At 68.6% G+C, this 23,749-nt stretch carries 22 protein-coding genes; 12 read left to right on the top strand and 10 right to left on the bottom strand.

The genetic code is table 11. The features are described from left to right. Positions 1–222: 222 nt before the first annotated feature. Positions 223–1,236: a 4-hydroxyproline epimerase gene (locus tag U1703_RS07030; RefSeq protein ID WP_332785109.1), complete on the bottom strand. Its 1,014-nt coding sequence runs from the start codon at positions 1,234–1,236 to the stop codon at positions 223–225. Positions 1,237–1,269: 33 nt separating this feature from the next. On the opposite strand from U1703_RS07030, the gene U1703_RS07035 reads away from it, so the two are divergent. Beyond that, positions 1,270–2,547, top strand: a complete 1,278-nt coding sequence (locus tag U1703_RS07035) for an NAD(P)/FAD-dependent oxidoreductase (RefSeq protein WP_332785110.1) — start codon at positions 1,270–1,272, stop codon at positions 2,545–2,547. A 55-nt stretch (positions 2,548–2,602) separates the two neighbouring features. On the opposite strand, the gene U1703_RS07040 is transcribed toward U1703_RS07035, so the two are convergent. Then, on the bottom strand, positions 2,603–2,839 hold the full coding sequence (locus U1703_RS07040; RefSeq protein ID WP_332785111.1) for a hypothetical protein: 237 nt from the start codon (positions 2,837–2,839) through the stop codon (positions 2,603–2,605). A gap of 146 nt (positions 2,840–2,985) precedes the next feature. Between U1703_RS07040 and U1703_RS07045 the strand changes: the two genes are divergently transcribed. Continuing rightward, the gene (locus U1703_RS07045) at positions 2,986–6,372 is read left to right on the top strand and encodes a chromosome segregation SMC family protein (RefSeq protein WP_332785112.1); all 3,387 of its coding nucleotides are present in this window, start codon (positions 2,986–2,988) and stop codon (positions 6,370–6,372) included. 193 nt (positions 6,373–6,565) lie between these two features. On the opposite strand, the gene U1703_RS07050 is transcribed toward U1703_RS07045, so the two are convergent. From U1703_RS07050 to pdxH, 3 genes are read right to left on the bottom strand one after another with little or no spacing between them, the layout of a single operon-like run. Continuing rightward, on the bottom strand, positions 6,566–7,369 hold the full coding sequence (locus tag U1703_RS07050; protein WP_332785113.1) for a PhzF family phenazine biosynthesis protein: 804 nt from the start codon (positions 7,367–7,369) through the stop codon (positions 6,566–6,568). Next, the gene (locus U1703_RS07055; RefSeq protein ID WP_320453314.1) at positions 7,369–8,319 is read right to left on the bottom strand and encodes a cation diffusion facilitator family transporter; all 951 of its coding nucleotides are present in this window, start codon (positions 8,317–8,319) and stop codon (positions 7,369–7,371) included. Before U1703_RS07055 ends, U1703_RS07050 begins: the two co-directional genes overlap by 1 nt. Then, on the bottom strand, positions 8,316–8,897 hold the full coding sequence (gene pdxH, locus U1703_RS07060; protein ID WP_332785114.1) for a pyridoxamine 5'-phosphate oxidase: 582 nt from the start codon (positions 8,895–8,897) through the stop codon (positions 8,316–8,318). Before pdxH ends, U1703_RS07055 begins: the two co-directional genes overlap by 4 nt. A 164-nt stretch (positions 8,898–9,061) precedes the next feature. Between pdxH and U1703_RS07065 the strand changes: the two genes are divergently transcribed. Genes U1703_RS07065 through U1703_RS07075 form a run of 3 tightly spaced genes read left to right on the top strand, consistent with a single transcriptional unit; the run spans position 9,062 to position 12,795 of the window. After that, positions 9,062–11,518 (top strand): circularly permuted type 2 ATP-grasp protein, encoded by a 2,457-nt coding sequence (locus U1703_RS07065; protein ID WP_332785115.1) that lies wholly within the window; start codon positions 9,062–9,064, stop codon positions 11,516–11,518. A gap of 11 nt (positions 11,519–11,529) precedes the next feature. After that, the gene (locus U1703_RS07070) at positions 11,530–12,453 is read left to right on the top strand and encodes a transglutaminase family protein (protein ID WP_332785143.1); all 924 of its coding nucleotides are present in this window, start codon (positions 11,530–11,532) and stop codon (positions 12,451–12,453) included. Between the two features lie 12 nt (positions 12,454–12,465). Continuing rightward, positions 12,466–12,795: a hypothetical protein gene (locus tag U1703_RS07075; protein ID WP_332785116.1), complete on the top strand. Its 330-nt coding sequence runs from the start codon at positions 12,466–12,468 to the stop codon at positions 12,793–12,795. Positions 12,796–12,836: 41 nt separating this feature from the next. Here the strand turns inward: U1703_RS07075 and U1703_RS07080 are convergent, their stop codons facing one another. Then, a complete protein-coding gene (locus tag U1703_RS07080) occupies positions 12,837–13,079 on the bottom strand; it encodes a hypothetical protein (protein WP_332785117.1) in 243 nt (80 codons plus the stop codon). A gap of 99 nt (positions 13,080–13,178) precedes the next feature. On the opposite strand from U1703_RS07080, the gene U1703_RS07085 reads away from it, so the two are divergent. The 6 genes from U1703_RS07085 (at position 13,179) to U1703_RS07110 (ending at position 18,182) form a co-directional block, all read left to right on the top strand. Continuing rightward, complete coding sequence (locus U1703_RS07085; protein ID WP_332785118.1) at positions 13,179–14,129, top strand: DnaJ C-terminal domain-containing protein; 951 nt, start codon at positions 13,179–13,181, stop codon at positions 14,127–14,129. 7 nt (positions 14,130–14,136) lie between these two features. Then, positions 14,137–15,108, top strand: a complete 972-nt coding sequence (locus tag U1703_RS07090) for a YihY/virulence factor BrkB family protein (protein WP_320453309.1) — start codon at positions 14,137–14,139, stop codon at positions 15,106–15,108. A gap of 8 nt (positions 15,109–15,116) precedes the next feature. After that, positions 15,117–15,908 (top strand): enoyl-ACP reductase FabI, encoded by a 792-nt coding sequence (fabI, locus tag U1703_RS07095; protein WP_320453504.1) that lies wholly within the window; start codon positions 15,117–15,119, stop codon positions 15,906–15,908. A 182-nt stretch (positions 15,909–16,090) separates the two neighbouring features. Continuing rightward, positions 16,091–16,636, top strand: coding sequence for a GNAT family N-acetyltransferase (locus tag U1703_RS07100; protein ID WP_332785119.1), 546 nt, complete (start codon positions 16,091–16,093; stop codon positions 16,634–16,636). After that, positions 16,633–17,700 (top strand): chorismate synthase, encoded by a 1,068-nt coding sequence (gene aroC / locus U1703_RS07105; protein WP_332785120.1) that lies wholly within the window; start codon positions 16,633–16,635, stop codon positions 17,698–17,700. The genes U1703_RS07100 and aroC overlap by 4 nt, the downstream gene beginning before the upstream one ends. A gap of 62 nt (positions 17,701–17,762) precedes the next feature. Continuing rightward, complete coding sequence (locus tag U1703_RS07110) at positions 17,763–18,182, top strand: hypothetical protein (protein WP_332785121.1); 420 nt, start codon at positions 17,763–17,765, stop codon at positions 18,180–18,182. A gap of 261 nt (positions 18,183–18,443) precedes the next feature. Here the strand turns inward: U1703_RS07110 and U1703_RS07115 are convergent, their stop codons facing one another. Beyond that, complete coding sequence (locus U1703_RS07115) at positions 18,444–19,733, bottom strand: adenylosuccinate synthase (RefSeq protein ID WP_332785122.1); 1,290 nt, start codon at positions 19,731–19,733, stop codon at positions 18,444–18,446. Positions 19,734–19,845: 112 nt separating this feature from the next. After that, positions 19,846–20,952: an ATP phosphoribosyltransferase regulatory subunit gene (locus U1703_RS07120; protein ID WP_332785123.1), complete on the bottom strand. Its 1,107-nt coding sequence runs from the start codon at positions 20,950–20,952 to the stop codon at positions 19,846–19,848. A 203-nt stretch (positions 20,953–21,155) separates the two neighbouring features. Between U1703_RS07120 and U1703_RS07125 the strand changes: the two genes are divergently transcribed. Continuing rightward, positions 21,156–21,641: a DUF421 domain-containing protein gene (locus U1703_RS07125; protein WP_332785124.1), complete on the top strand. Its 486-nt coding sequence runs from the start codon at positions 21,156–21,158 to the stop codon at positions 21,639–21,641. Here the strand turns inward: U1703_RS07125 and U1703_RS07130 are convergent. Together U1703_RS07130 and serA are read right to left on the bottom strand one after the other, a co-directional pair. Next, on the bottom strand, positions 21,616–22,068 hold the full coding sequence (locus U1703_RS07130) for a hypothetical protein (protein ID WP_332785125.1): 453 nt from the start codon (positions 22,066–22,068) through the stop codon (positions 21,616–21,618). The genes U1703_RS07125 and U1703_RS07130 overlap by 26 nt on opposite strands. 74 nt (positions 22,069–22,142) lie before the next feature. After that, a complete protein-coding gene (serA, locus tag U1703_RS07135) occupies positions 22,143–23,720 on the bottom strand; it encodes a phosphoglycerate dehydrogenase (RefSeq protein ID WP_320453301.1) in 1,578 nt (525 codons plus the stop codon). Positions 23,721–23,749: the final 29 nt, after the last annotated feature.

The raw sequence follows: 23,749 nt of genomic DNA on the forward strand, positions 1-23,749 counted from the left end.
CCGGCCGACGCCGGGGTGGTTCATGCGAAGACGCGAAGCCGCGAAGGTTTTTGTTCGCGCGGAGGCGCGGAGGCGCGGAGATTTTGACCCGCGCGGCAGCGCTTTGGAATCGTCAACGGGCCGAGAGTGCAAGGCCGCTGGCGCGGCGAGTCCCCCCACCTCCGCGTCTCCGCGCCTCCGCGCGAACCTCTTCTTCTTCGCGTCTCCGCGTGAACGACGGCCTTATACCACCGTGAACCCGGCCCAGAACGGGTCCTCGCGGTCGATCCAGATCGTGTTGTAGCTGGTCGACACCGCCGAGCCCTGGATCGACGGCACGATCGCCGCCTGCCCGCCCAGTTCGGTCGCTTCCTCGACCCGGCCGATGAAGCGGCTGCGGATATAGCTTTCGTGGACGAAGCGATCGCCGACGCTCAACCGCCCCTTGGCCGCCAGATGGGCGAGCCGCGCCGAGGTGCCAGTGCCGCATGGGGAACGGTCGATCGCCCGCTCGCCATAGAAGACCGCGTTGCGGCCATCGGCATCCTCGGCCGAAGGCTTGTCCGCCCACAGCACATGGCTGACCCCCCGGATCGAGGGTTCGAGCGGGTGGACCGGCTCGAACTGTTCGCGCACCAGCTCGCGGATCGTGCGGCTCAGCTCGACCAGCTTCGACGCGCCCAGATCGTCCAGCCCGGTATAGGCCCCCTGCGGCTCGACGATGGCGTAATAGTTGCCGCCATAGGCGACATCCAGGGTCAGCGGACCGAAGCCCGGCACATCGATCCGGATGCCCTCGGCCGCCAGATAGGCGGGGACGTTGCGGATGCGGACGGCGGTAACCTTCGCCCCTTCCTTCTCATATTCGATATGGATGGTGCCGGCGGGCACCTCGACCTTCAGCTTGCCGGGCTCGCGCGGTGTGATCAGGCCGTTTTCCAGGCCGAAAGTGATCATGCCGATCGTGCCATGCCCGCACATGGGCAGGCAGCCGCTGGTCTCGATGAACAGGATCGCCGCGTCGCTGTCGGGCTCGCAGGGCGGATAGAGGAAGCCGCCCGACATCATGTCATGCCCACGCGGCTCGAAGCACAGGCCGGTGCGAATCCAGTCGAACCGCTCCAGGAAATCCAGCCGCCGCTCGGCCATGCTGGCCCCGCGCAGCAGCGGCGCGCCGCCCGCCACCAGCCGGACGGGATTGCCCGCGGTATGGCCGTCGATGCAGAAAAAGGTATGGCGGATCGTGGGTGACGTCATCGGGATTCCCTTGCTGTAAAATCCGTATACGATATGACCGGGCTCATGCCCAAGATGGAAAATCACGCCTCAGCCTCGGATCATCGCAGCGCCATCGTCGTCGGTGGCGGCGTGGTGGGAACGACCACCGCGCTGGCGCTCCAGCGCAAGGGCTGGACGGTCACACTGGTCGAGGCGGAGGACACACCGCGTGCCGCGTCCTGGGGCAATGCGGGCCACATCGCGACCGAACAGGCCGAACCGATCGCCTCGCCCGCGATGGTGCGCGGGTTCGCGAAGCGGCTGTTCTTTCGCGGCGGCGCGCTGGCCCTGCCGCCGCGTGAGATCGCGACTTGGCTGCCCTTTTCGCTGCGCCTGTTGAAGGCCGCCCGCCCCGCCCGCTACGGACGCGCGCATCGAGCGCTGGCCGGGCTGCTCGCCCAGGCCATGCCAGCATGGGAGCGCCACGTCGCCGCACTCGGCGCGCCCGAGCTGTTGCGCCCGCATGGCCATGTCGTCCTGTGGGAAACCCCCGAGAGCGCCGCGCGCGGTCTCGCCAACTGGCAGGCGGCGGACACCGGCACCGCGCGCTTCCGCCCGCTGGCCGAGGCGGAACTGCAAGACTGGCGCACCCGCGTCCGCGCCCCCATCGCGGGCGGCATCCGCTTTGAGGGCAGCGGCCAGATCGCCGACCCGACCCGCCTCGCCGAAACCTCAACGGCGCGTTTCCTGGCCGATGGCGGCACCCGCCTCGTCGCGCGGGTAGAGGCGGTCGGCGATGGCGAAGTTCGCCTTTCGGACGACCGCCGCCTGACCGCCGACCAGATCGTCGTGACGGCAGGCGTGGCGAGCGCTGCGCTGCTCCGCCCCTTCGGCCTGAAGGCCCCGATCATCGCCGAACGCGGCTATCACCTCCAGACCGGGCCCGAGGTCGACTGGCCCGCCGACCTGCCCCCGGTGGTGTTCGAGGACCGCTCGATGATCGTCACCCGCTTCGCCGGTGGCCTGCGCGCCGCCAGCATCGTCGAGTTCGCCCGCGCCGAAGCCAAGCCCGACCCCGCCAAGTGGAACCGCCTGCGCCACCACATCGCCGTGCTGGGCCTGCCGATCGGCGAGGATGCGAAGCCCTGGATGGGCGCGCGACCGACGTTACCGGATTACCTGCCCGCAATCGGCCGGGTGCCGGGGACGACGGGCGTGTCCTATGCCTTCGGGCACAACCATCTGGGGCTGACCCTCGCGCCGATCACGGGGGAGTTGGTGGCGGCGCTGCTGGATGGCGGCACACGGTCCGTGCCTCTAGAGGCTTTTGGTCTAGCGAGATTTGCCTGAACCCGCCCCGCTAACACGCTGCGTTTAAAACATTCTTGAAGAAGAAATTGTGAGCCTACGTTACCACTGCCTCCCAAAGCACACGCAGCGCCACAAAAACTAGAATTGCCATAGCGACGCCCCCGGCAACCGCACCAAGTCCAACATTCCACCAAAACAAGAACGGCCGACCATCTCTTGTAATTGGCTTGATGGGCAGATTACAGGGCACTTCATCATTCAGCCACGCTGGAATGAGAATAAAGGCGCTTACTAACAGTAAACCGCCAGCCGCTAAGATATCCTGCCGCATTCATGCGCCCCTTTACACCTATCCTATCATAAGATGCTGCGAACGTCAGCGCATGATGACCCCCGGTCGATAGCCTCCCCCTCGACATCCCGCCCCCATCCGCTATCGGTTAACCACAGCGCATCGGGGGAGCGGCGACCGGGTCCGTGCAGATCAAGCGGCTTCGCATTTCAGGTTTCAAGAGCTTCGTCGATCCGGCCGATCTGGTCATCGAGCCGGGGCTGACCGGTGTTGTCGGGCCCAATGGCTGCGGCAAGTCGAACCTGCTCGAGGCGCTGCGCTGGACGATGGGCGAGAATAGCGCGCGGTCGATGCGCGGCGCAGGCATGGAAGACGTGATCTTCGCCGGGACCGCCACCCGCCCGCCGCGCGACTTTGCCGAAGTCACGATCCTGGCCGAACGCGAAGGCGACGAGACCGAAATCGTCCGCCGGATCGAACGCGGCGCGGGATCCGCATACCGGATCGACGGGCGCGACGTGCGGGCCAAGGACGTGGCCCTGCTGTTCGCCGATGCCGCGACCGGCGCGCATTCGCCTGCGCTCGTCAGCCAGAACCGGATCGGCGCGGTCATCGCCGCCAAGCCCGCCGAGCGTCGCGCGATGCTGGAAGAGGCGGCCGGGATCGCCGGGTTGCACGTCCGCCGCCGCGACGCCGAGGCGAAACTGCGCGCGACCGAGACCAACCTGACCCGGCTGGACGAGGCGATCGCCGATCAGGACGCGCGTATCGCGACCCTGCGGCGACAGGCGCGGGCGGCGGAGCGATACCGCCTGATCTCCGAACAGATCCGCCTGGCCGAGGCGCGGATGATCTTCGCCCGCTGGCGCGACGCCGCCGGGGCCGCCGCCACCGCCAAGGCGGAAGCGGAAGCGGCCGAGGCGCAGGTCGCCCACACCACCGCCGCCGAACGCATCGCCGCGCAGGGCCAGGAGGAAGCGGCGCTGCTCGCCACCCGCACCCGCACCGCCGCGCTGGCCGCACGCGATGCGCTCAGCGAGGCGGGGCATGCCCTGTCCCGCGCGCGCGATCGCCGCCACGGCCTGCAACGCCGGATCGAGGAGCTGGAAACCACCCGCACCCGGCTGGCCGAGGACCGGGCGCGCGAAGATTCGCTGGCGCACGACGCCGCCGCCGCGATCCGTCGCCTGGGCGAGGAATGCGAAGACCTGGACGCGCGCATCGCCCATGCGACCCAGGCCATGCCCCGGCTCGACGCGCTGCTGGCCGAGGCGGAGAGCAAGAACCGCGATGCCGAGGTCGCCCTCGCCCGCGCCCTGTCGGCCCAGGCCGCCGAAGCCGCCGAGCGCCGCATCGCCGAGGCCGGGCTGGCCGCCGCGCAGGGCCGCCATGCGCGCGCCGAACGCGATGCCCGCGTGGTCGCCGCCGCGATCGAGGCGCTGCCCGACATGGCCGAGCAGGAGGCCGCCCGCGAAGCCGCCGTCGCGGTTCAGGCCGCCGCACGCATCGATGCGGACAAGGCCCACGCCGCGCTCGGCTGGGCCGAGGAAAGCGAGCTGACCGCCACCGCCGAGCGCGACGCCGCAGAGGGAGCGCGCGCCCGCGCCATCGCCGCGCTGGCCGCGTTGGAGGCGGAGGCGGCGACGCTGACCCGCGCGACGGCACGCAAGGGCGGCGACCGCTTGCTGGACGAGGTGCAGGCCGAACCGGGGTTCGAACGCGCGCTGGCGGCGGCGCTGGGTGACGAGCTGGATACGCCGCTGGCCGACTGGCACGGATCGGACGTGGCCCCCGATGATCCCGCCCCGCCGGTCGGCACGCTGCGGCTGGGCGAGCGGATCAGCGCGCCCCCGGTCCTCGCCCGCCGCCTGTCGCAGATCTTCCTGGTCGAGGCCGATTCCGGCCAGCATCTCAGCGTCGGCCAGCGGCTGGTGACGCGCGAGGGGCGGCTGCGGCGCTGGGACGGTTATATCGGCGAGGGCGGCGGCGCGGCGGCGGCCGAGCGGATGGAGCGGCGCAACCGGCTGGCCGCGCTGGAGGCGGAGCGCGCGGGCGCGGAGGCGGCGGTCCAGACGGCGACCGAAGCGCGCGCGGTGATCGAGGATCGCATCGCCCGCGCCCGCGCCGCCGCCGCCAGCGCACGCACGCTGCATGCCACCGCCGACGCGGCCTTACGCGATGCCCAGCGCGCCGAGGACCGCGCGCAGGCGGTGATCGAGCGCTTGTCGGGCCAGCGCGCCGACCTCGCCACCCGCGCCGAGCGGATCGCCGCCGAGATGGACGAGGCGCAGGCCGAATGCGCCCGCGCGGCCGATGCGCTGGCGGCGCTGCCCGATGGACGCGAAAGCGCAGCGGAGACCGCCCGGTTGCAGACCGAGACGCAGCTTGCACGCTCGGCCGTGGCATTGGCGCGTTCGGAACGGACGACGCTGGAGCGCAGCCTGACGCAGACCCGCGACCGCCTGTCCGCTGCAATGGCCGAGGTGGAAAGTTGGAACCAGCGGGCGGGCCAGGCGGCGGGGCGCATCGCCGAGATGGACGCCCGCGCCGCGACGCTGGACGACGACGCCGCCACGCTGGCCGACCGACCCGCGCAACTGGCCGAGGAGATCGCCACGCTCGCCGCGGCGCACGACACCGCCAAGACGGGGGCGGAGCGGACGCAAGGCGAGGAAGCCGAAGCCGAACGCGCCCTGCGCGCGGCGGAGGCCGCGCATGCCGGGGCCAATGCGCTGCTGTCGGCGGCCCGCGAGACGCGGGCGGGTGCGCTGGCGCGGGTCGAAAATCATGAGCTACGCCGTGTCGAGCTGGGCCGCGTCTCGGGCGAGCGCTTTGCCTGCCCCGCACCGGTGCTGCCCGAAAAGCTGGGCTTCGAAAGCGCGGGCGTCGGAACGCCGCAGGCCGAGGCGGCGGCGCATGACAAGCTGTCCGCCGATCGCGAACGGATCGGCCCGGTCAACCTCGTCGCCGAACAGGAACTGGCCGAGCTGGAGGCCAGCGGCGCGGCCAGTGCCGCCGAGCGCGAGGACCTGATCCAGGCGGTGGCGCGGCTGCGCGGTTCGATCGGGCTGCTCAACCGCGAGGGGCGGCAGCGGCTGCTCGCGGCGTTCGAGGCGGTGAACGGGCATTTCCAGACTTTGTTCGCGACATTGTTCGATGGCGGCTCGGCGCATCTGGCGCTGATCGATTCGGACGATCCGCTGGAGGCGGGGCTGGAGATCATGGCACAGCCGCCGGGCAAGCGACTCCAGTCGCTGACCCTGTTGTCGGGGGGCGAACAGGCGCTGACCGCGGTGGCGCTGATCTTCGGGCTGTTCCTGACCAACCCGGCGCCGATTTGCGTACTGGACGAGGTCGATGCGCCGCTGGACGATGCCAATATCGACCGGTTCTGCGGGCTGCTCGACCGGATGACGCGCGAGACGGATACGCGCTATCTGATCGTGACGCACAATGCGGTGACGATGAGCCGGATGCACCGGCTGTTCGGCGTGACGATGATCGAACGCGGGGTCAGCCGCCTGGTGTCGGTGGACCTGCAGGCGGCGGAGACGTTGCTCGCGGCGGAGTAGCCCTATTCAACCACCCCGGCGAAGGCCGGGGTCCAGTTGCCATGCGCTATCGAAAGCGCTGCGCCTTTGGCCTCCCCCGCATCGGCTGGCGCGCCACGGACTTGGTGGAGCCTGGGCCCCGGCCTTCGCCGGGGAACGGCGGTATTCTCAAAACCTGCGTTTAGCCTGATCGACGTCAAAACCCACCCTGCCCTTACGGCAGCAGGAACGTCCCCTCGATCACCGTCACGCAGCCGCCACCAAGCACAACCCGGTCACCGTCCAGCCGACAGGTCAACCGCCCGCCCCGCGCACTCGCCTGCTCCGCCACGAAGGTCTCGCGGCCCAGTTCCTTCGTCCAGTACGGCGTCAGCACCGCATGCGCCGCGCCGGTCACCGGGTCCTCGTCGATCGCGAAGGCGGGCACGAAGACGCGGCTGACCACATCCGCCTCACCCGCCCCGCCGCGCGCGGTCAGGATCACGACATAGCGCCCCGCCTTCGCCAGGGCCGCGAAGTCGGGCGTGCAGCCCCGCACCGTATCGGCGGCATCCACGACGACCACGGCATAGCCCGCCGGGTGGCGCAGCGTCTCGACCACGCCGTCCACGCCCAGCGCCTCTGCCACCCCCGGCAGGGGCTCGATCGACGGCGTACGTTCCGGCAGCGTCAGGCTGTAGCCCAGCCCGTCGCGCGCGACCTCCAGCACCCCGGCATGGCGCGTCGCGAACCGTACCCGCTGACGCACCGTATCAGACGACAGCACGACATGCCCGCTGGCCAGCGTGGCGTGGCCGCACATCTCGACCTCGTCGCCCGGTGTGAACCAGCGCAGTTCGAAATCCGCCTCACCGCCGTCCGACGCCACCAGAAAGGCGGTTTCCGACAGGTTGTTCTCCTGCGCGATGGCCAGCAGCGTCGCGTCATCCGGCCATGCCGACAGCATCATCACCGCCGCCGGATTGCCGCCGAACGCGGTATCGGCAAAGGCGTCGACCTGGGTGAAGGGGATGCGCATCAATAGACCCGCTTGCCGAACCAGTGCGGGGTCACGTCCGCCTCGACCAGCGGATTGTCGGTATCGACATGGCCTTCGGGATCGAGATGGATCAGCACCTCGACCTTGGGGAAGGCACGGCGCAACGCGCGCTCGACCCCCTCGACCACGTCATGCGCGGCGGCGACCGTCATGTTGCGGTCGACCTCCATATGAAACTGCGCGAAGTCCTGACTGCCCGAACGACGGGTGCGGAAGTCGTGGATGCCCATCAGCCCCGGCTGGCGTGCGGCGACGTCCAGGAATGCGGCGCGCTGATCGTCGGACCATTCCTTGTCCATCAGCTGGTCGATCGCGGTCGACGACGCCTGGAACGCGCCCCAGGCCAGCCACAGCGCGATGGCGATGCCGAAGATCGGGTCCGCGCCGTGCCAGCCGAAATACTGGTCCAACACCATCGCGATGATCACCGAACCGTTCAGCAGCACGTCCGACTGGTAATGGACATTGTCCGCCAGGATCGCGACCGATCCCGTCTGCCGGATGACGCTGCGCTGATAGGCGAGCAGGACCATCGTCGCGGCAATCGCGATCACCGATACGCCGATGCCGAACTCGGCATCGCTGGTCGGGTTGTCCGCGCCCAGCGCCATCACCGCGCGCCAGGCGATGCCCGCCGCCGATGCGGTGATCAGCGCGACCTGGAACAGCGCCGCCAGCGCCTCCGCCTTGCCATGGCCGAAGCGATGGTCATGGTCCGCCGGAGTCGCGGCCAGCCGGACGCCGTACAGCGTCACAAGGCTGGCGAGCAGGTCGAGCGCGGTGTCGGCCAGCGACCCCAGCATCGCGACCGAGCCCGTCCGCCACGCGGCAAAACCCTTCAGCGCCAGCAGGAACAGCGCCATCGCGACGCTGGCCAGCGCCGCCTTGGTGGCCAGCGGAATGACCTTCTTGCGTTCGTCCTGGGTCACGGGAACAGCAATCCTTCGTTCCAGCCGCCTTCGTTGGTGCGGGTGAAGACGCGGCGTTCGTGCAGCCGGTGTTCGCGGTCGAGCCAGAACTCGATGGCCTGCGGCGTCACGCGATATCCGCCCCAATGCGGCGGGCGCGGCACGTCGCCGCCCTCGAAGCGGGCGCGCATCTCCTCGAACCGCGTCTCGAACGTCTCACGGTCGGCGAGCGGGCGCGACTGGTCCGAGGCCCAGGCACCGAGTTGGGAGTCGCGGCCGCGGCTGGCGAAATAGGCGTCCGACTCGGCGTCATCGACGCAGCTGACCGGGCCTTCGATACGGACCTGGCGGCGCAGCGATTTCCAATGGAACAGCAGCGCGGCCTTGCTGTCCGCGCCCAGTTCCTGCGCCTTGCGACTCTCGCGATTGGTGTAGAACACGAAGCCGCGCGGATCATGGCCCTTCAGCAGGACCATACGCACCGAGGGTTGGCCCCCGGCACCGACCGTCGCCAGCGCCATCGCGTTGAAATCATTGACTTCACTTTCGCGCGCCTCGGAAAGCCACGCATCGAACAGGGCAAAGGGATCGTCAGCCATGCGCCCGCCCATACGCCTGTGCCTGGCGAAAACCAATGTCGGGAACGGAAACGCTGACTCGTCTGTCCCTCGCGGTTGGCAACCGACGCTTTTTCCGTCGCCTATCGGCCCTATCACCAATCGCCTGTTGCAACCTTGCGCCGATGCGGCGATTTTCGCACGCGATGGACCCCTCCGAGGACAGCCCCGCGCAGGCCGCCGCCTGGATCGACGCCTATCGCGCTGCCGCTGCCGGGGCGGACGTGCTGGCGGGATCGAACGACCCCGCCTGGACCGCCATGCTGGAGGAACTGGCGGCGGTCGCCAGCAACCTGGCCCATGCGCGCGAGCGGGTACAGCGTCATGCCGCCGATATCGGCACCGGCTTTCGCATCATCGGCGAAACCGACGAGCGGCCTTGGCCCGTCTCCCCGGTCCCGCTGCTGATCGACACCAGCGAATGGGCGGGGATCGAGGCCGGGGTGATCCAGCGTGCCGCCCTGCTGGAGACGATCCTCGCCGATCTCTACGGCCCCGGACGGCTGGTGGCCGACGGGCTGATCCCCGCCGCGCTCGCGACCGGCAGCCCCTATTTCCTGCGGCCGATGGTCGGGGTCCGGCCGCCGGGCGGCCATCACCTGAGCTTCGTCGCCTTCGACCTGGCGCGAGGTCCCGATGGCGAGTGGCGGGTGCTGGCCGATCATCTGCGCACCCCGGCGGGGGCGGGCTATGCGCTGGAGAACCGCCTGGCGGTCAGCCGCACCCTGGGCGGGCTGCAGAACCGGCTGAACGTGCAGCGGCACGCTCCCTTCTTCGCCGCCTTCCGCGCCGGGCTGGCGGCCCAGTGCCGCCGCGCCGATCCACGCATCGGCCTGCTGACGCCGGGGCGGTTCAACCCCAGCTATCCCGAACAGGCGCATCTCGCCCGCTATCTGGGCCTGTTGCTGGTCGAGGGCGCCGACCTCGCCGCGATCGAGGGGCAGGTCTATGTCCGCACCGTCGCAGGTCTGAAGCGGATCGACGCACTGTGGCGGCGGGTCGATCCCCGGATGCTCGACCCGCTGGCGTTCGACAGCCATTCGCAGATCGGCGTGCCCGGCCTGATCGACGCCTATGTCGAGGGGCAGGTGGTGATCGCCAACGCACCCGGTGCGGGCGTGCTGGAAAGCGCCGCCTTCTCCGCCTTCCTGCCCGCGCTCGCGCAGGCTCTGGCGGGAGAGCCGCTGAAGCTGCCCAATATCGCGACCTGGTGGTGCGGCGGCGCACACCAGGCGACGCATGTGACCGAGCATCTCGACTCGCTGCTGATCGCCCCGGCCTTCGGCCCCAGGCCACTCGGCTTGCCCGATGGCACGCGTCCGGGGGCGAGCCTGTCGCCCGACGAGCGCGCCGCCCTGCTTGATGACATGGCCAAGCGCCCGCAGGACTATGTCGGGCAGGAGATGGTGCGCCTGTCGACCATGCCGGTGGTCATCGGCGACCAGCTGGCGCCGCGCCCCTTTACCCTGCGCGTCTTCGCGGCGCGCGACGGCGAGGGGCGCTGGACGGTCATGCCCGGCGGCTTCGGCCGGATCGGCGACCATCCGGAGGCGACCGCCGCGATGATCGGCGAGGGCCTGTGGTCCGCTGATGTGTGTATCCATGGGCCCGAGCCGGTGGCGCCGATGTCGCTGCTCGCCGCGCCCGACTCGCTGCACGTCCGGCGCAATCCGGGGACGCTGCCGAGCCGGGTGGCGGACAATTTCTTCTGGCTCGGCCGCTATATGGAGCGGGGCGAGGCGTTGCTTGCCGCGATCCGGGTGATGCTGGGCAATTCGATCGACGTGGATGGCGGCGCGGCGCTGGACCCGCGTACCGTCGGGCGGCTGGTCGGCCTGATCACCGGCGGTGGCGCGGCGCCGCATCCCGACAGCCTGCACCGCGCCGCCCTCACCCAGTTCGCGCGCACCGCGATGGAGGATGAGCGCTGGCACTCGGTCGCGCGGATCAATCGGCTGGCGCGCGGGATCAGCGAAGGCTCACGCGACCGCCTGTCCGCCGACATGGTGCGATTGCTCGAGGCGCCCTTCCCCAGCCATGTCGGGATGCTCGACCGGGCGGGGTCGCTCCAGCGCCGCTATGCCGCCATCGCCGGATTGTCGGCCGAACATATGGTCCGGACCACCGCCTGGCGCTTCCACGACCTGGGTCGCCGGGTCGAACGGGCGATGGCGGTGGCGCGCGCGACGCGGCTGTTCGGCATGGCCGGGGCATCGGCGGACGATTTGTCCACCCTGCTCGACCTCGCCAACAGCCAGATCAGCTATCGCCAGCGCTATCCCACCGGCCTGGCGCGCGTCGCCGTGGTCGATCTGGTCGCGCTCGATTCGAACAATCCGCGCGCACTGGCCTATCAGACTGCGCGCATCGCCGATTGCCTGTCGCGCCTGCCCGTCCTGTCCGATGACGACATGGCCGAGCCGCAACAGGCGCTGGCCATCGCGATCCGCGCCGCGGTCGAGACGCAGGATGCCCGCACGCTCGACGTCGACACGCTGGGCGATGTCGAACGGCGGCTGGGCCTGTTGTCCGAAGCCATTGCGCGGCGATATTTCCTGCAAGGGGCCGAGCCCCTGCGCGCCGGCGGGCTGACGCTGGCATGATCGGCGGACGCATGATCTACGACATCCGCCACATCACCCGTTTCGATTACGGTGCGCAGGTCAAATATGCGCGCTGCAACCTGCGATTGAAACCGATCGACTGGCCCGGCCAGACGCTGGAAACCTACGACCTGATCGTCGAGCCGGTCGGCCGCACCCGCGCCGCCCATGCCGAGGCGGGGCTGGCGCATGTCACGAGGCTGGTGGTCGACCGCCCGGTGCGCAGCCTGACGATCGAGAGCCGCGCGCGCATGGTCGTCGACCGGCCGGTGCCGATGCCCTCCCCCGGCGACCCGACGCTGGCGGAGGTGTCGGCGCTCGCCCGCACCAGCCGCGACCTGTCGGCGGCGGGGCCCGCCAACTATATCTTCCCCTCGCCCCTGATCCCGCTCGACCCCGCCATCGCGCAGTGGTGCGCCGCCGACCTGTCGCCGGAGCGCGGCGCGCTGGAGGCCGGGTTCGCGCTTGCGGGCCGAATCCAGCGCGAATTCGCCTTCGATCCCACCGCGACCCTGGTCGACACGCCCCCGGCCGAGGCCTTTCGCCAGCGGCGCGGCGTCTGTCAGGACTTTGCCCAGATCATGATCACCGGCCTGCGCGCGGCGGGCATCCCGGCGGCCTATGCCTCGGGCTATATCCGCACCCTGCCGCCGCCGGGCCAGGCGCGGCTGGTCGGCGCGGATGCGACCCATGCCTGGGTGCTGATCTGGTGCGGGCCGGACCATGGCTGGGTCGGGGTCGATCCCACCAACGGCATCTGGATGGCGGGCGACCATATCATCGTCGCGGTCGGCCGCGATTATGCCGAAATCGCGCCGGTCGACGGCGTCGTCCTGGGCTCGGGCGCGCAGAAGATGGAGGTCAGCGTCGACGTCGCGCCGGTCGAGGAGCTTGCACCCATCACGGGCACGCCCATTGCCACGACCGCGCCATAGCAGGCAGTGTAAATGGGACGCTATTCCGATCTGAAACGACATCACACGACCGCTGGACCGCGCCTTTTCTGGATTGCCGCCATCGCGGTGGTGACACTGATCGCCACTCTTGGGGGCTTGGAAATCTGGCTGTCGGCGAAGACGGGGTGGCCGGATGCATTTGGTTTCCGCTGTCACGGCCGCAGCTGCATGATCGAGAAACTCTATCACAGTCCAAGCCTGCTGAGACGCGGTGGAAGCTATGACATCGCGCTCTTCGCCGTCCTGTGGGCCTTGCCCGCGCTGATGCTGATCGTGGGTGTCGTTACATCGATAAGGGGGCGTGGCGCGGCCGGGCGATAATCCGGTTCGCGCCGACCCGCCCGTGCCCCTTCGTCGTTGTCCTATCCCTCCTTCGTCACCGCATTGGGATTGTCCTTGTCCGGGTCGGACTCGCCGCCCGTGCCGTGATAGGCCGTGCCGCTCTGGCCGCCATGGAAGTCGCCCTTTGCCTCGGCCACGCCTTCGTAACCGCCGCCCTGGCTTTCGCCACCATGTTTGCCCGGCGTATCCGACACGCCGTCGGGCGCGCCCTTGTTGATGTCCTTCGGCCCATCCTTGGGCATCGCCTGCATCGGCTCGGTCATGATCCGTCTCCTTCGCGTTCTCAACGCATCGGCAACGGATTGCGCTCCGGCGCGGACTTCCCCACATAGATCGGTAATACACTGTCAACGGGGAACAGAGTGGCCGATCCATATCAGACGCTGGGCGTGGGCCGCACGGCCAGCGAAGCCGATATCAAGAAAGCCTATCGCAAGCTGGCGAAGGAACTGCATCCCGATCGCAACAAGGACAATCCGAAAGCGGCGGAGAAGTTCAGCCAGGTCACCAACGCCTATGACCTGCTGAACGACAAGGACAAGCGCGCCCGGTTCGACCGGGGTGAAATCGACGGCGACGGCAACCCCGCCTCGCCCTTTGGCTATGGCGGCGGCGGTTATGGCGGTGGCGCGGGCCCCCGCCCCGGCGGCGCAGGCGGTTTTCGCCAGCAATTCGATTTTGGCGGCGAGGGCGCCGACATGTCGGACATCTTCGAGGGGATGTTCAGCGGCGGCCAGCGCGGCGGCTTTTCGGGGGGCTTTGGCGGGTTCGGCGGGCGTGGCCGTGCCGCGCCGAAGGGGGCCAACTCGGCCTATGCGCTGCGCGTGCCCTTCGTCGATGCCGCAGCGCTCAGCCCGCAGCGGATCACGCTGGCCGATGGCAAGACCATCGACCTGAAACTGCCCGCAGGCGTCGAGACCGGCACCCAGATGCGGCTGGGCGGCAAGGGCGAGCAGGGCCCCGGCGGTGCCGGCGATGCGATCATCACGATCGAGATAGTCCCCCACGCCTTCTTCACCCGAGACGGCGACGATGTCCGCATCAACCTGCCGATCAGCCTTCACGAGGCGGTGCTGGGCGGCCAGGTCAAGGCGCCGACCGTCGAGCGTCCGGTGATGCTGACCATCCCCAAGGGCACCACGTCGGGCAAGACGCTGCGCCTGAAGGGCAAGGGCTTTCACAAGAAGGACGGCGGACGCGGCGATCAGTTGATCACCCTGGTCATCGACATTCCTGCCGATGATGCAGCCTTGCAACGCTTTGTCGGCGAATGGACCGACGGCAGGAACCCTAGGGCCGCCATGGGCGTCTGATCGTTCCATGAGCGATGTGAATGGCCTGACCCCGGAAGAACGTGCACACCAACATGGAAAGGCCCGCACCCGGCTGGACCGGCAGATCGCCAAGGTCCGACCGGGTTCCTATGCCTTCGAAATCCTGAAGCGCGCCTCGATCGGCGTCTTCAATGACGGATTCATCCATGCCGGGAACCTCGCCTATCTGGCGTTGATGACGCTGTTCCCGTTCTTCATCACCACCGCCGCGCTGTTGTCGCTGTTCGGACAGAGCAACGAGACGCAGCACGCGGTCGAGAGTTTCCTCCACGTCCTGCCCGGCGATGTCAGCGAATTGCTGCGCAAGCCGATCGCCGACGTGCTGGCGGCGCGGACCGGTTCGCTGTTGTGGCTGGGCGGGCTGGTCGGCCTGTGGACCGTGGGTGGCTTTATCGAGACGATCCGCGACATCTTCCACCGCGCTTATGGGGTGAAGGCGACGGCGGCGTTCTGGAAATCGCGCCTGTCCTCCACCTTGGTCATGATCGCCTCGGTCGTGGTCGCGCTGCTGTCGTTCCTGGCCGCCGGTATCCTGACCGCGGCCGAGCAGTTCATCTACCGCCTCGTCCCCTTCGCGCAGGATGTCGCGGGCTGGGTCGGGCTGTCGCGGCTGATCCCGGGCATCGTCATGTTCGGTGCGCTCTACATGCTGTTCCTGTCGGTCACGCCGTCCAAATATCGCGAGAGCGACTGCCCCAAATGGCCGGGCGCCCTGTTCACGGCCGCCTGGTGGGTCAGCATGACCGCGCTCCTGCCCTGGGTCCTGTCCAAACTCGGCGGATATGACCTGACCTATGGCAGCCTGGCGGGTGTCGTCGTGATGCTGTTGTTCTTCTATCTGATCGGCCTGGGCCTGGTTTTCGGGGCGCATTTGAACGCGGCACTGGCGGAACCCCCGGAAACGGGGCTAGAGAGGGCGATTGATGGAAGCGAACCGGCAGGAGCGGTAACGGCGTGAACGGATTGATGGCAGGCAAGCGGGGGCTCATCATGGGCCTGGCCAACGACAAATCGCTAGCCTGGGGCATCGCGAAGCAGCTTTCGGAGGCGGGCGCGGAGCTCGCCTTTTCGTATCAGGGCGCGGCGATGGAAAAGCGGGTCCGCCCGCTGGCCGAACAACTGGGCGTGGCGCGCCTGTTTGATTGCGACGTGGGCGACATGGCATCCCTCGATGCCCTGTTCGAGGGGTTGAAGACCGAATGGCCGACGATCGACTTCGTCGTCCACGCCATCGGCTTTTCCGACAAGTCGCAGCTGCGCGGGCGTTATTACGACACCACGCTCGACAATTTCCTGATGACCATGAACATCTCGGCCTATTCGCTGGTCGCCGTCGCCCAGCGCGCGCGGACGATGATGCCCGAGGGCGGCTCGATTCTGACGCTGACCTATTATGGCGCGGAAAAGGTCATCCCGCATTACAACGTCATGGGCGTGGCCAAGGCGGCGCTGGAGACGAGCGTGAAGTATCTGGCGGTCGATCTGGGGCCGGAGAATATCCGCATCAACGCCATCTCGGCGGGCCCGATCCAGACGCTGGCCGCGCGCGGCATCGGCGACTTCAACTATATCCTCAAGTGGAACGAGCTGAACTCGCCGCTGCGCCGCACCGTGACGATCGAGGATGTCGGCGGCGCGGGCCTGTACATGCTGTCCGACCTGTCGTCGGGCGTGACGGGTGAGATCCACCATGTCGACGCGGGCTACAACGTCATCGGCATGAAGGCCGAAGACGCCCCGGATATCGCGCTGGCGTAACCCCAATCCTCCCCGGTACGGGGAGGTGGCAGGCCGAAGGCCTGACGGAGGGGGCTTCCTCATAGGACCTGCCCAGCGGCTCCCCCCCTCCACCATGCTTCGCATGGTCCCCCTCCCCGTACCGGGGAGGATACAACATTATCTATCGCGCCTTGCGCCACGGCGACGCTAAAGACGAACCCATGTCCGACCAGCCTACCGCCGCCATCACCATCCGCCCCGCGCAGGGGCAGGACGTCGCCGCGCTCGACGCGCTGCTCGTCGCCAGCTTCCCCGCCCCCGCCGAAGCCGCGTTGGTCCGCGACCTGTGCGTGGAGGGCGACATGGTGCTGATGCTCGTCGCGATCGACGAAGACACCGACACCTTGATCGGCGCGATCGCGTTCAGCCGGATGGCCGTGGAGATTGGCGGCAAGCCGATCAATGCCGTCGCCCTCGCCCCCATCGCCGTCGCCCGCGATTGGCGTCAGCAGGGCGTCGGCGAGGCGCTGGTCTCCGCCGGGCTCGAACGGCTGGAGAAGGAAGCCGTCGTCCTGTGCTTCGCGCTGGGCGATCCCGCCTTTTACGGCCGGTTCGGCTTCGCCGCCGATGTCGCGAGCGGTTTCGACAGCCCCTATGCGGGTGACTATTTCCTGGCGGTGCCGTTGCAGGGTGGCCTGATCCCCTGCGGCGTGCGCGGGGCCGCCACCCATGCGCCGGCCTTTGCCCGGCTGGGAGACGCAGCGTGAGCTTCAACAGTTTCGGCCGCCTGTTCCGCTTCACCACCTGGGGCGAGAGCCACGGGCCCGCGCTGGGCGCGGTGGTCGATGGGTGCCCGCCGGGTATCGCGCTGTCGGAAGAGGACATCCAGCCCTGGCTCGACAAGCGCCGTCCCGGCACCAGCCGCTTCACGACCCAGCGGCGCGAGCCCGATCAGGTCCGCATCCTCTCCGGCGTGTTCGAAGGAAAGACCACCGGCACGCCGATCAGCCTGATGATCGAGAATGTCGACCAGCGGTCCAAGGACTATGGCAACGTCGCGCTGGCCTATCGCCCCGGCCATGCCGACTATGCCTATGACGCAAAATACGGCTTTCGTGACTATCGCGGCGGCGGGCGGTCGTCGGCGCGCGAGACGGCGGCGCGGGTCGCGGCGGGTGCGGTGGCGCGCGCCGTCATCCCGCAGGTGAAAATCCGGGCCTGGGTGGAGTCGATCGGCGGCGACCGGATCGATTACGAAGCGTTCGACGATGCGCAGATCGACGCCAACCCGTTCTTCTGCCCCGATGCCGCCGCCGCCGAACGCTGGGAAGCGATTGTCGATGGCGCGCGCAAGTCGGGCTCGTCGGTGGGCGCGGTGGTCGCCTGCGAAGCGACCGGCGTGCCCGCCGGTTGGGGCGCACCGCTCTATGCCAAGCTGGACAGCGAGCTCGCCTCGGCCTGCATGAGCATCAACGCGGTCAAGGGGTTCGAGATCGGCGATGGCTTTGCCGCCGCCGCGCTGACCGGCGAGCAGAATGCCGATCCGATGCGCGCCGGTAATGGCGGCCCGCGCTTCCTGGCGAATCACGCGGGCGGCATCGCGGGCGGCATCGCCACCGGGCAGCCCGTCACGATGCGCGTCGCGTTCAAGCCGACCAGTTCGATCCTCACCCCCGTCGACACCATCACCCGCACCGGCGAAGAGACGCAGATCGCCACCAAGGGCCGTCACGACCCCTGCGTCGGCATCCGCGGCGTACCGGTGGTCGAGGCGATGGTCGCGCTGGTTCTGGCCGATCAGGCGTTGCTTCATCGCGGCCAATGTGGTTGAATATAGGAACGTACGCCCTCCTGCCTCGTTAACCACTCGAGAAAAAAAGCAGGAGAGAAACAATGCGTTACATGCATATCATCGCGGCGAGTGCCCTGATCCTTCCGACCGCCGCCATGGCGCAGGTATCGGGCGGCACGACGGGCGGAATGTCCGGACAGACCATGACCCCGGGCCAGACGATGCCGGGGCAGATGCCGGGCCAGACCACCACCATGCCAGGTCAGTCGACCATGGGTCAGCCCGGCGACACCATGAGCACGACGCCGAGCACCACCACGCGCTCGACTACCCGCTCGAAGAGCCGTTCGCGCACCACGACGCCCGGCAGCACGGTCAACACCCCCTCGACCATGCCCGGTTCGACCGGTTCGATGAGCGGTAGCGGCACGATGGGTAGCGACACTACGACTAGCGGCCAGGTCGGCAGCGGCACGACCGGCGGCACCACCACCCCGCCGGGCAGCAGCGGCGGCATGTAAGCCCTTTCGGGTTCGTCACTACGGTAAAGGCCCGGTCGCGAAAGCGGCCGGGCCTTTTGTTTCGCATGAGGTAGGTGCGTGGCCTTCGACTCCGCTTAGGCGGAACGGGGTTAAATACCAGGCTCCGTTCCACCTGAGCCCTTCAGCTGGCCGGCAAGCCAGCCGCACAGGGCAAACTTCGGCGGATAGCGCCGAGGTCGAAGGCCGAGGGAAACCCATCTCAACAAAAAAGGCCCCGACGTGTCGCCGGGGCCTTTTCAATCAATCCGCGAAGGGATCGCGCACCAGGATCGTGTCTTCCCGCTCCGGGCTGGTCGACACCAGCGCGACGGGGCAGCGGATCAGCTCCTCGATCCGTCGGATGTACTTGATCGCCTGCGCGGGCAGGTCGGCCCAGCTGCGCGCGCCCGCGGTCGAGTCCTGCCAGCCTTCCATCGTCTCATAGACGGGGACGACCTTGGCCTGGTCCGCCGCATGGGTCGGGTAATAATCCAGCGTCTCGTCGCCCAGCTTGTAGCCGACGCAGATCTTCACCTCGTCGAACCCGTCGAGCACGTCGATCTTGGTCAGCGCGATGCCGGTGATCCCGCCGACCGCCGCCGACTGGCGCACCAGCACCGAGTCGAACCAGCCGCAACGGCGCTTGCGCCCCGTGACGGTGCCGAACTCGTGGCCGCGCTCGCCCAGACGCTGGCCAGTCTCGTCCTCCAGCTCGGTCGGGAACGGGCCCGAGCCGACGCGGGTGGTATAGGCCTTGGCGATGCCCAGCACGAAGCCGACGCCCGACGGCCCCAGGCCCGATCCGCCCGCCGCCGCGCCCGCGATGGTGTTGGACGAGGTGACGAAGGGATAGGTGCCATGATCGATGTCGAGCAGCACGCCCTGCGCGCCCTCGAACAGGATACGCTTGCCGCCCGCGCGGGCCTCATTGAGGTCGCGCCACACCGGCTTGGCGAAGGGCAGGACGAAACCGGCGATCTCGCGCAGGTCGGCCAGCAACCGCTCGCGATCGACCGGCGGCTCGCCGAACCCGGCGCGCAGCGCGTCATGATGCGCGCAGAGGCGGTCGAGCTGCGGACCCAGATCGTCCAGATGCGCCAGGTCGCACACGCGGATCGCGCGGCGGCCGACCTTGTCCTCATAGGCCGGGCCGATACCGCGCCGCGTCGTGCCGATCTTGCCCGCCCCGCTTGCATCCTCGCGCAGACCGTCCAGGTCGCGGTGGATGGGAAGGATCAACGGACAGTTGTCGGCGATGCGCAGCGTCTCGGGCGAGGCGTGCACGCCCTGCTCGCCCAGTCGCTCGATCTCGGCCTTCAGCGCCCAGGGGTCGAGGACGACGCCGTTGCCGATCACGCTGGGGGTGCCGCGCACGATGCCCGAGGGGAGCAGCGACAGCTTGTAGACATTCTCGCCGACCACCAGCGTATGGCCCGCATTATGGCCGCCCTGGAAGCGGACGACCATATCGGCGCGCTCGGCCAGCCAGTCGACGATCTTGCCCTTGCCTTCGTCGCCCCATTGCGCGCCGATGACTGCTACATTTGCCATGGATGCTATGCTCCGCCTGCCGGACGGACCCCATGCGCCCTTCGACAGGACTCGGCGGATGGGGGTTTCCAATAATGTGCGGGGCGCGCCTAGCGGGCCGCGCCCCCCGCTGTCAACCGGCGATAGCCGTCGGCTGACCGTCCGTCAGGATATGGGTGCAAAGCTGTGCCTCGGGGCTGTCCCCCGCCTCCAGCGCCTGCACCGTCACCCAGCCTTGCGCACGAAGCGCCGCGCCGGTGGCGGGCTCGGTCCCATAGGGCAGGAAGAGCCGTCGCCGCTCGGTCGGCGGGGCGGTGGCGACGATGGCGTCGGCATAAAGCGAGAAGCCGGTCGCTTTCTCCTCGGCGCCGTCCTCGTGGAAGATCGTATAGGTGCCGCCACGCCCCACTTCGCGCGGGGGGCCTGCCACGAACAGGGAAAAGCCCAACCAGCTCTGAAATTCGAAGCCGTGCCGCTCGGTCGGGTCGAGCGTCATCGACACCCCCTCGCCCAACGCGGCGGCAATCGCCTCCAGCGCGTCGAGACGGTTGGCGAGGATCCCCTGGGTATCGAAGGCGCGCAGCCGCTCCATCGCGGTCGCGAACGGCCCGGCGGCCTCGACCAGCGGCAGGTAATCCGGCGCGATCGCCGCGACACCGCCCGCATCCTTGGCGTCCAGCCGGTCGCGAAGCGCCGCCACCTGATCGGCCGCGACCGGCAGCGGCCCGGCGGCGAGCAGGTCGACCAGATCGGGCAGCGTGAAGTCGATCGAAATCCCGGTCGTCCCTGCCGCGACCAGCGCCTCGACCGCGACACGCACCACTTCCGTGGCGGCGGCCGTCGAGTCGAGCCCGATCAGCTCCGCCCCGATCTGCCGCCACTCGCGCGCGGGCGCCAGTTCGGAGCCGCGCAGGCGGACCACGGTGCCCGCATAGGACAGCCGGACCGGGCGCGGATGGTGGCCCATGCGGGTCGCTGCGATCCGCGCCACCTGCGCGGTCAGGTCGGGGCGGATCGCGAGCGTGCGCTGCGACACCGGATCAACGAAGCGCACCGCGTCGTGCAAGCCCCCCGCCTTCAGCCGCGATCCCAGCGCCTCGGCAAACTCGATCGACGGCGGATCGGCGCGCTCATAGCCGTGCAGCCGCGCCGCCTCCAGCACCCGCGCCTCGACCGACGCGGCGGCATCGGCATAGGGGGGAAGACGGTCGTGATAGCCTTCAGGCAGAAGCGCGGTCATCGGGGCATGGTCCTTCGGGAACACAGACAGGCGGTCGACGCGGCGCACGTCCGACGGAGCCTGCCGTTGGATCGCCGCGCGACGTTACAGGGGGGCGTGTTGATCGTTCGGAGAAACCACGTCAACCGGCGACATCGCATGGGGGCGTTTCGGGCGGCACCGCGTTGATCCGGCAAGCGCCCAATCGGCGCGGGAGATTATCCATGCCCGACTGGTCCGCGATGTTCGTGCCCGAGTTGCAGGTGGCCGAGGTCGTCCTGCGTGGCACCATCATGTATCTCTTCCTAGTCCTCGTCATGCGCTTCCTGCTGAAACGGGAAGGCGGCGACATCAACATCGCCGATCTGGTCGTGGTGGTCGCCGTCGTCGATGGCGCACAGCCCGCGTTCAGCGGCGATGCCCAGTCGATCACCGAGAGCATGATCTTCGTGCTGACCATCATCTTCTGGGCGTGGATGCTCAACTGGGTGAGCTATCGCTTCCGCCCGCTACGCTTCCTGACCATGTCGCCGCCGCTGATGCTGGTCGAGGACGGTCGCCTGTGCCGCGCCAATATGCGCAAGGCGCTGATGACCCGCGACGAACTGATGCAGCAACTGCGCGAAGAGGGTGTCGAGGATCTGGCGCTGGTCCGCCACGCGATGATGGAGGGGGACGGGCGAATCAGCGTTGTTCGCAGGAAGGACTGACACCACCTGCCCGCACGCGAGTCGCGCCCCACCAGACCCGCGCGGTAGCCGCCCCGCTCAGCGCGCCCGGTATCGCCATCCACGCCATGCCCGACCACCCCATCGCCCATGGTATGATGATCGGGATTCCCACACCGACCAGGATTCCACTGACCAGATAGGGGCCAGGGCCAGTCAATCCCTTGCGCCGAAACAGATAGGTCAAAGGCAACCCGATCAGCACGCTCGCCGAAAGAACGATGACGAAGGCGATGGCCAGCGGCAGCACGGCAAGCTGGAGTGCGTGCATCACGTCGTCCGTCGGGCTCCGCCCATTCGCGGCTGCTGTCGGATAGGACGCCAGAAAGAGGGTGAGCGGCATAAAAGGCCCCCCTCCCACGACGCTACCGATCAGGACGGACTTCACGAACGCCAGGAACTTGCCCATCTCCGCCCTCATGAAAAAGGCCGGATGTCATGGGACACCCGGCCTGTCTTCATTTCATTCTGTCCGGCGACCGATCAGAACACCAGCCCCATCGCGGTCTTCACGCCGGGCAGCGCCTTGACCTTGGCCAGCAGGTCCGCATCCACCGCCTCGTCGACCGAGAGCAGCAGCACCGCCTCGCCGCCCGCCGAGCGGCGGCCGAGGTGGAAGGTGCCGATGTTGACGCCCGCCTCGCCCAGCGTGGTGCCCAGGCGGCCGATGAAGCCCGGCGCGTCCTCGTTGACGACATAGAGCATCGGCCCGGCCAGATCGGCCTCGACCTTGATGCCGAACAGCTCGACCAGGCGCGGGGCCTGATCGCCGAACAGCGTACCCGCCACCGAACGCTCGCCGTCCGCGGTCGTCACCGTCACGCGGACCAGGGTGTGATAGTCGCCCTCGCGGTCATGACGCACTTCGCGCACGTCGAGGCCGCGTTCCTTGGCCAGGAACGGTGCGTTGACCATGTTCACCGTGTCCGAATGGACGCGCATGAAGCCCGCCAGCACCGCACCCGTGATCGGCTTGAGGTTCAGCGCGGCGGCGGCACCCTCCGCCTCGATCGCGATACCCGTGACCGCGCCGTGCGACAGCTGGCCGACCAACGAGCCGAGCTTTTCGGCCAGCGCCATGTACGGCTTCAGCTTGGGCGCTTCCTCGGCGGTCAGGCTGGGCATGTTGAGCGCGTTGGTGACGCCGCCCGAGACCAGGAAGTCGGCCAGCTGCTCAGCGACCTGGATCGCGACGTTGACCTGCGCCTCGGTGGTCGACGCGCCCAAGTGCGGGGTCGAGATGAAGTTGGGCGTGCCGAACAGCGGGCTTTCCTTGGCCGGTTCGTTCTTGAACACGTCGAGGGCGGCACCACCGATATGGCCCGAATCGAGCCCCGCCTTCAGCGCGTCCTCGTCGATCAGGCCGCCGCGCGCGCAGTTGATGATGCGCACGCCCTTCTTCGTCTTGGCCAGATTCTCGGCCGACAGGATGTTGCGCGTCTGATCGGTCAGCGGGGTGTGCAGCGTGATGAAGTCGGCGCGGGCGAGCAGTTCGTCCAGCGTCACCTTTTCCACGCCCATCTCCAGCGCCCGCTCGGGCGTCAGGAACGGATCGAAGGCGACGACCTTCATGCGCAGGCCCAGCGCGCGGTCGGCGACGATCGAGCCGATATTGCCCGCCCCGATCAGGCCCAGCGTCTTGGACGTCAGCTCGACGCCCATGAAGCGGTTCTTCTCCCACTTGCCCGCTTGCGTCGAGGCATCGGCCTCGGGCAGCTGGCGGGCGAGCGCGAACATCAGGGCGATGGCGTGTTCGGCGGTGGTGATCGAATTGCCGAAGGGGGTGTTCATCACCACCACGCCCTTGGCGCTGGCAGCGGGGATGTCGACGTTATCGACGCCGATTCCGGCGCGGCCGACGACCTTCAAATTGGTCGCGTGCTCCAGGATCTCCTTGGTTACCTTGGTCGAGCTGCGGATCGCCAGACCGTCATACTGGCCGATGATCGCCTTCAACTCGTCGGGCGTCTTGCCGGTGATCTCGTCCACCTCGACCCCGCGCTCGCGGAAGATCTGGGCGGCCTTGGGGTCCATTTTGTCGCTGATGAGAACTTTGGGCATAGGTCACCTCGTCACCCCGGCACGGCCGG

The sequence above is a fragment of the Sphingomonas flavida genome (assembly GCF_036663655.1).
Lineage (GTDB): Bacteria > Pseudomonadota > Alphaproteobacteria > Sphingomonadales > Sphingomonadaceae > Sphingomonas.

What these genes read in the sequence shown, in the direction of transcription:
- U1703_RS07030 (WP_332785109.1), bottom strand. Translation starts at nt 1,236, where the DNA reads ATGACGTCACCCACGATCCGCCATACCTTTTTCTGCATCGACGGCCAT.
- U1703_RS07035 (WP_332785110.1), top strand. Translation starts at nt 1,270, where the DNA reads ATGACCGGGCTCATGCCCAAGATGGAAAATCACGCCTCAGCCTCGGAT.
- U1703_RS07040 (WP_332785111.1), bottom strand. Translation starts at nt 2,839, where the DNA reads ATGCGGCAGGATATCTTAGCGGCTGGCGGTTTACTGTTAGTAAGCGCC.
- U1703_RS07050 (WP_332785113.1), bottom strand. Translation starts at nt 7,369, where the DNA reads ATGCGCATCCCCTTCACCCAGGTCGACGCCTTTGCCGATACCGCGTTC.
- pdxH (WP_332785114.1), bottom strand. Translation starts at nt 8,897, where the DNA reads ATGGCTGACGATCCCTTTGCCCTGTTCGATGCGTGGCTTTCCGAGGCG.
- U1703_RS07065 (WP_332785115.1), top strand. Translation starts at nt 9,062, where the DNA reads ATGGACCCCTCCGAGGACAGCCCCGCGCAGGCCGCCGCCTGGATCGAC.
- U1703_RS07070 (WP_332785143.1), top strand. Translation starts at nt 11,530, where the DNA reads ATGATCTACGACATCCGCCACATCACCCGTTTCGATTACGGTGCGCAG.
- U1703_RS07075 (WP_332785116.1), top strand. Translation starts at nt 12,466, where the DNA reads ATGGGACGCTATTCCGATCTGAAACGACATCACACGACCGCTGGACCG.
- U1703_RS07080 (WP_332785117.1), bottom strand. Translation starts at nt 13,079, where the DNA reads ATGACCGAGCCGATGCAGGCGATGCCCAAGGATGGGCCGAAGGACATC.
- U1703_RS07090 (WP_320453309.1), top strand. Translation starts at nt 14,137, where the DNA reads ATGAGCGATGTGAATGGCCTGACCCCGGAAGAACGTGCACACCAACAT.
- fabI (WP_320453504.1), top strand. Translation starts at nt 15,117, where the DNA reads ATGGCAGGCAAGCGGGGGCTCATCATGGGCCTGGCCAACGACAAATCG.
- U1703_RS07100 (WP_332785119.1), top strand. Translation starts at nt 16,091, where the DNA reads ATGTCCGACCAGCCTACCGCCGCCATCACCATCCGCCCCGCGCAGGGG.
- U1703_RS07110 (WP_332785121.1), top strand. Translation starts at nt 17,763, where the DNA reads ATGCGTTACATGCATATCATCGCGGCGAGTGCCCTGATCCTTCCGACC.
- U1703_RS07115 (WP_332785122.1), bottom strand. Translation starts at nt 19,733, where the DNA reads ATGGCAAATGTAGCAGTCATCGGCGCGCAATGGGGCGACGAAGGCAAG.
- U1703_RS07120 (WP_332785123.1), bottom strand. Translation starts at nt 20,952, where the DNA reads ATGACCGCGCTTCTGCCTGAAGGCTATCACGACCGTCTTCCCCCCTAT.
- U1703_RS07125 (WP_332785124.1), top strand. Translation starts at nt 21,156, where the DNA reads ATGCCCGACTGGTCCGCGATGTTCGTGCCCGAGTTGCAGGTGGCCGAG.
- U1703_RS07130 (WP_332785125.1), bottom strand. Translation starts at nt 22,068, where the DNA reads ATGGGCAAGTTCCTGGCGTTCGTGAAGTCCGTCCTGATCGGTAGCGTC.
- serA (WP_320453301.1), bottom strand. Translation starts at nt 23,720, where the DNA reads ATGCCCAAAGTTCTCATCAGCGACAAAATGGACCCCAAGGCCGCCCAG.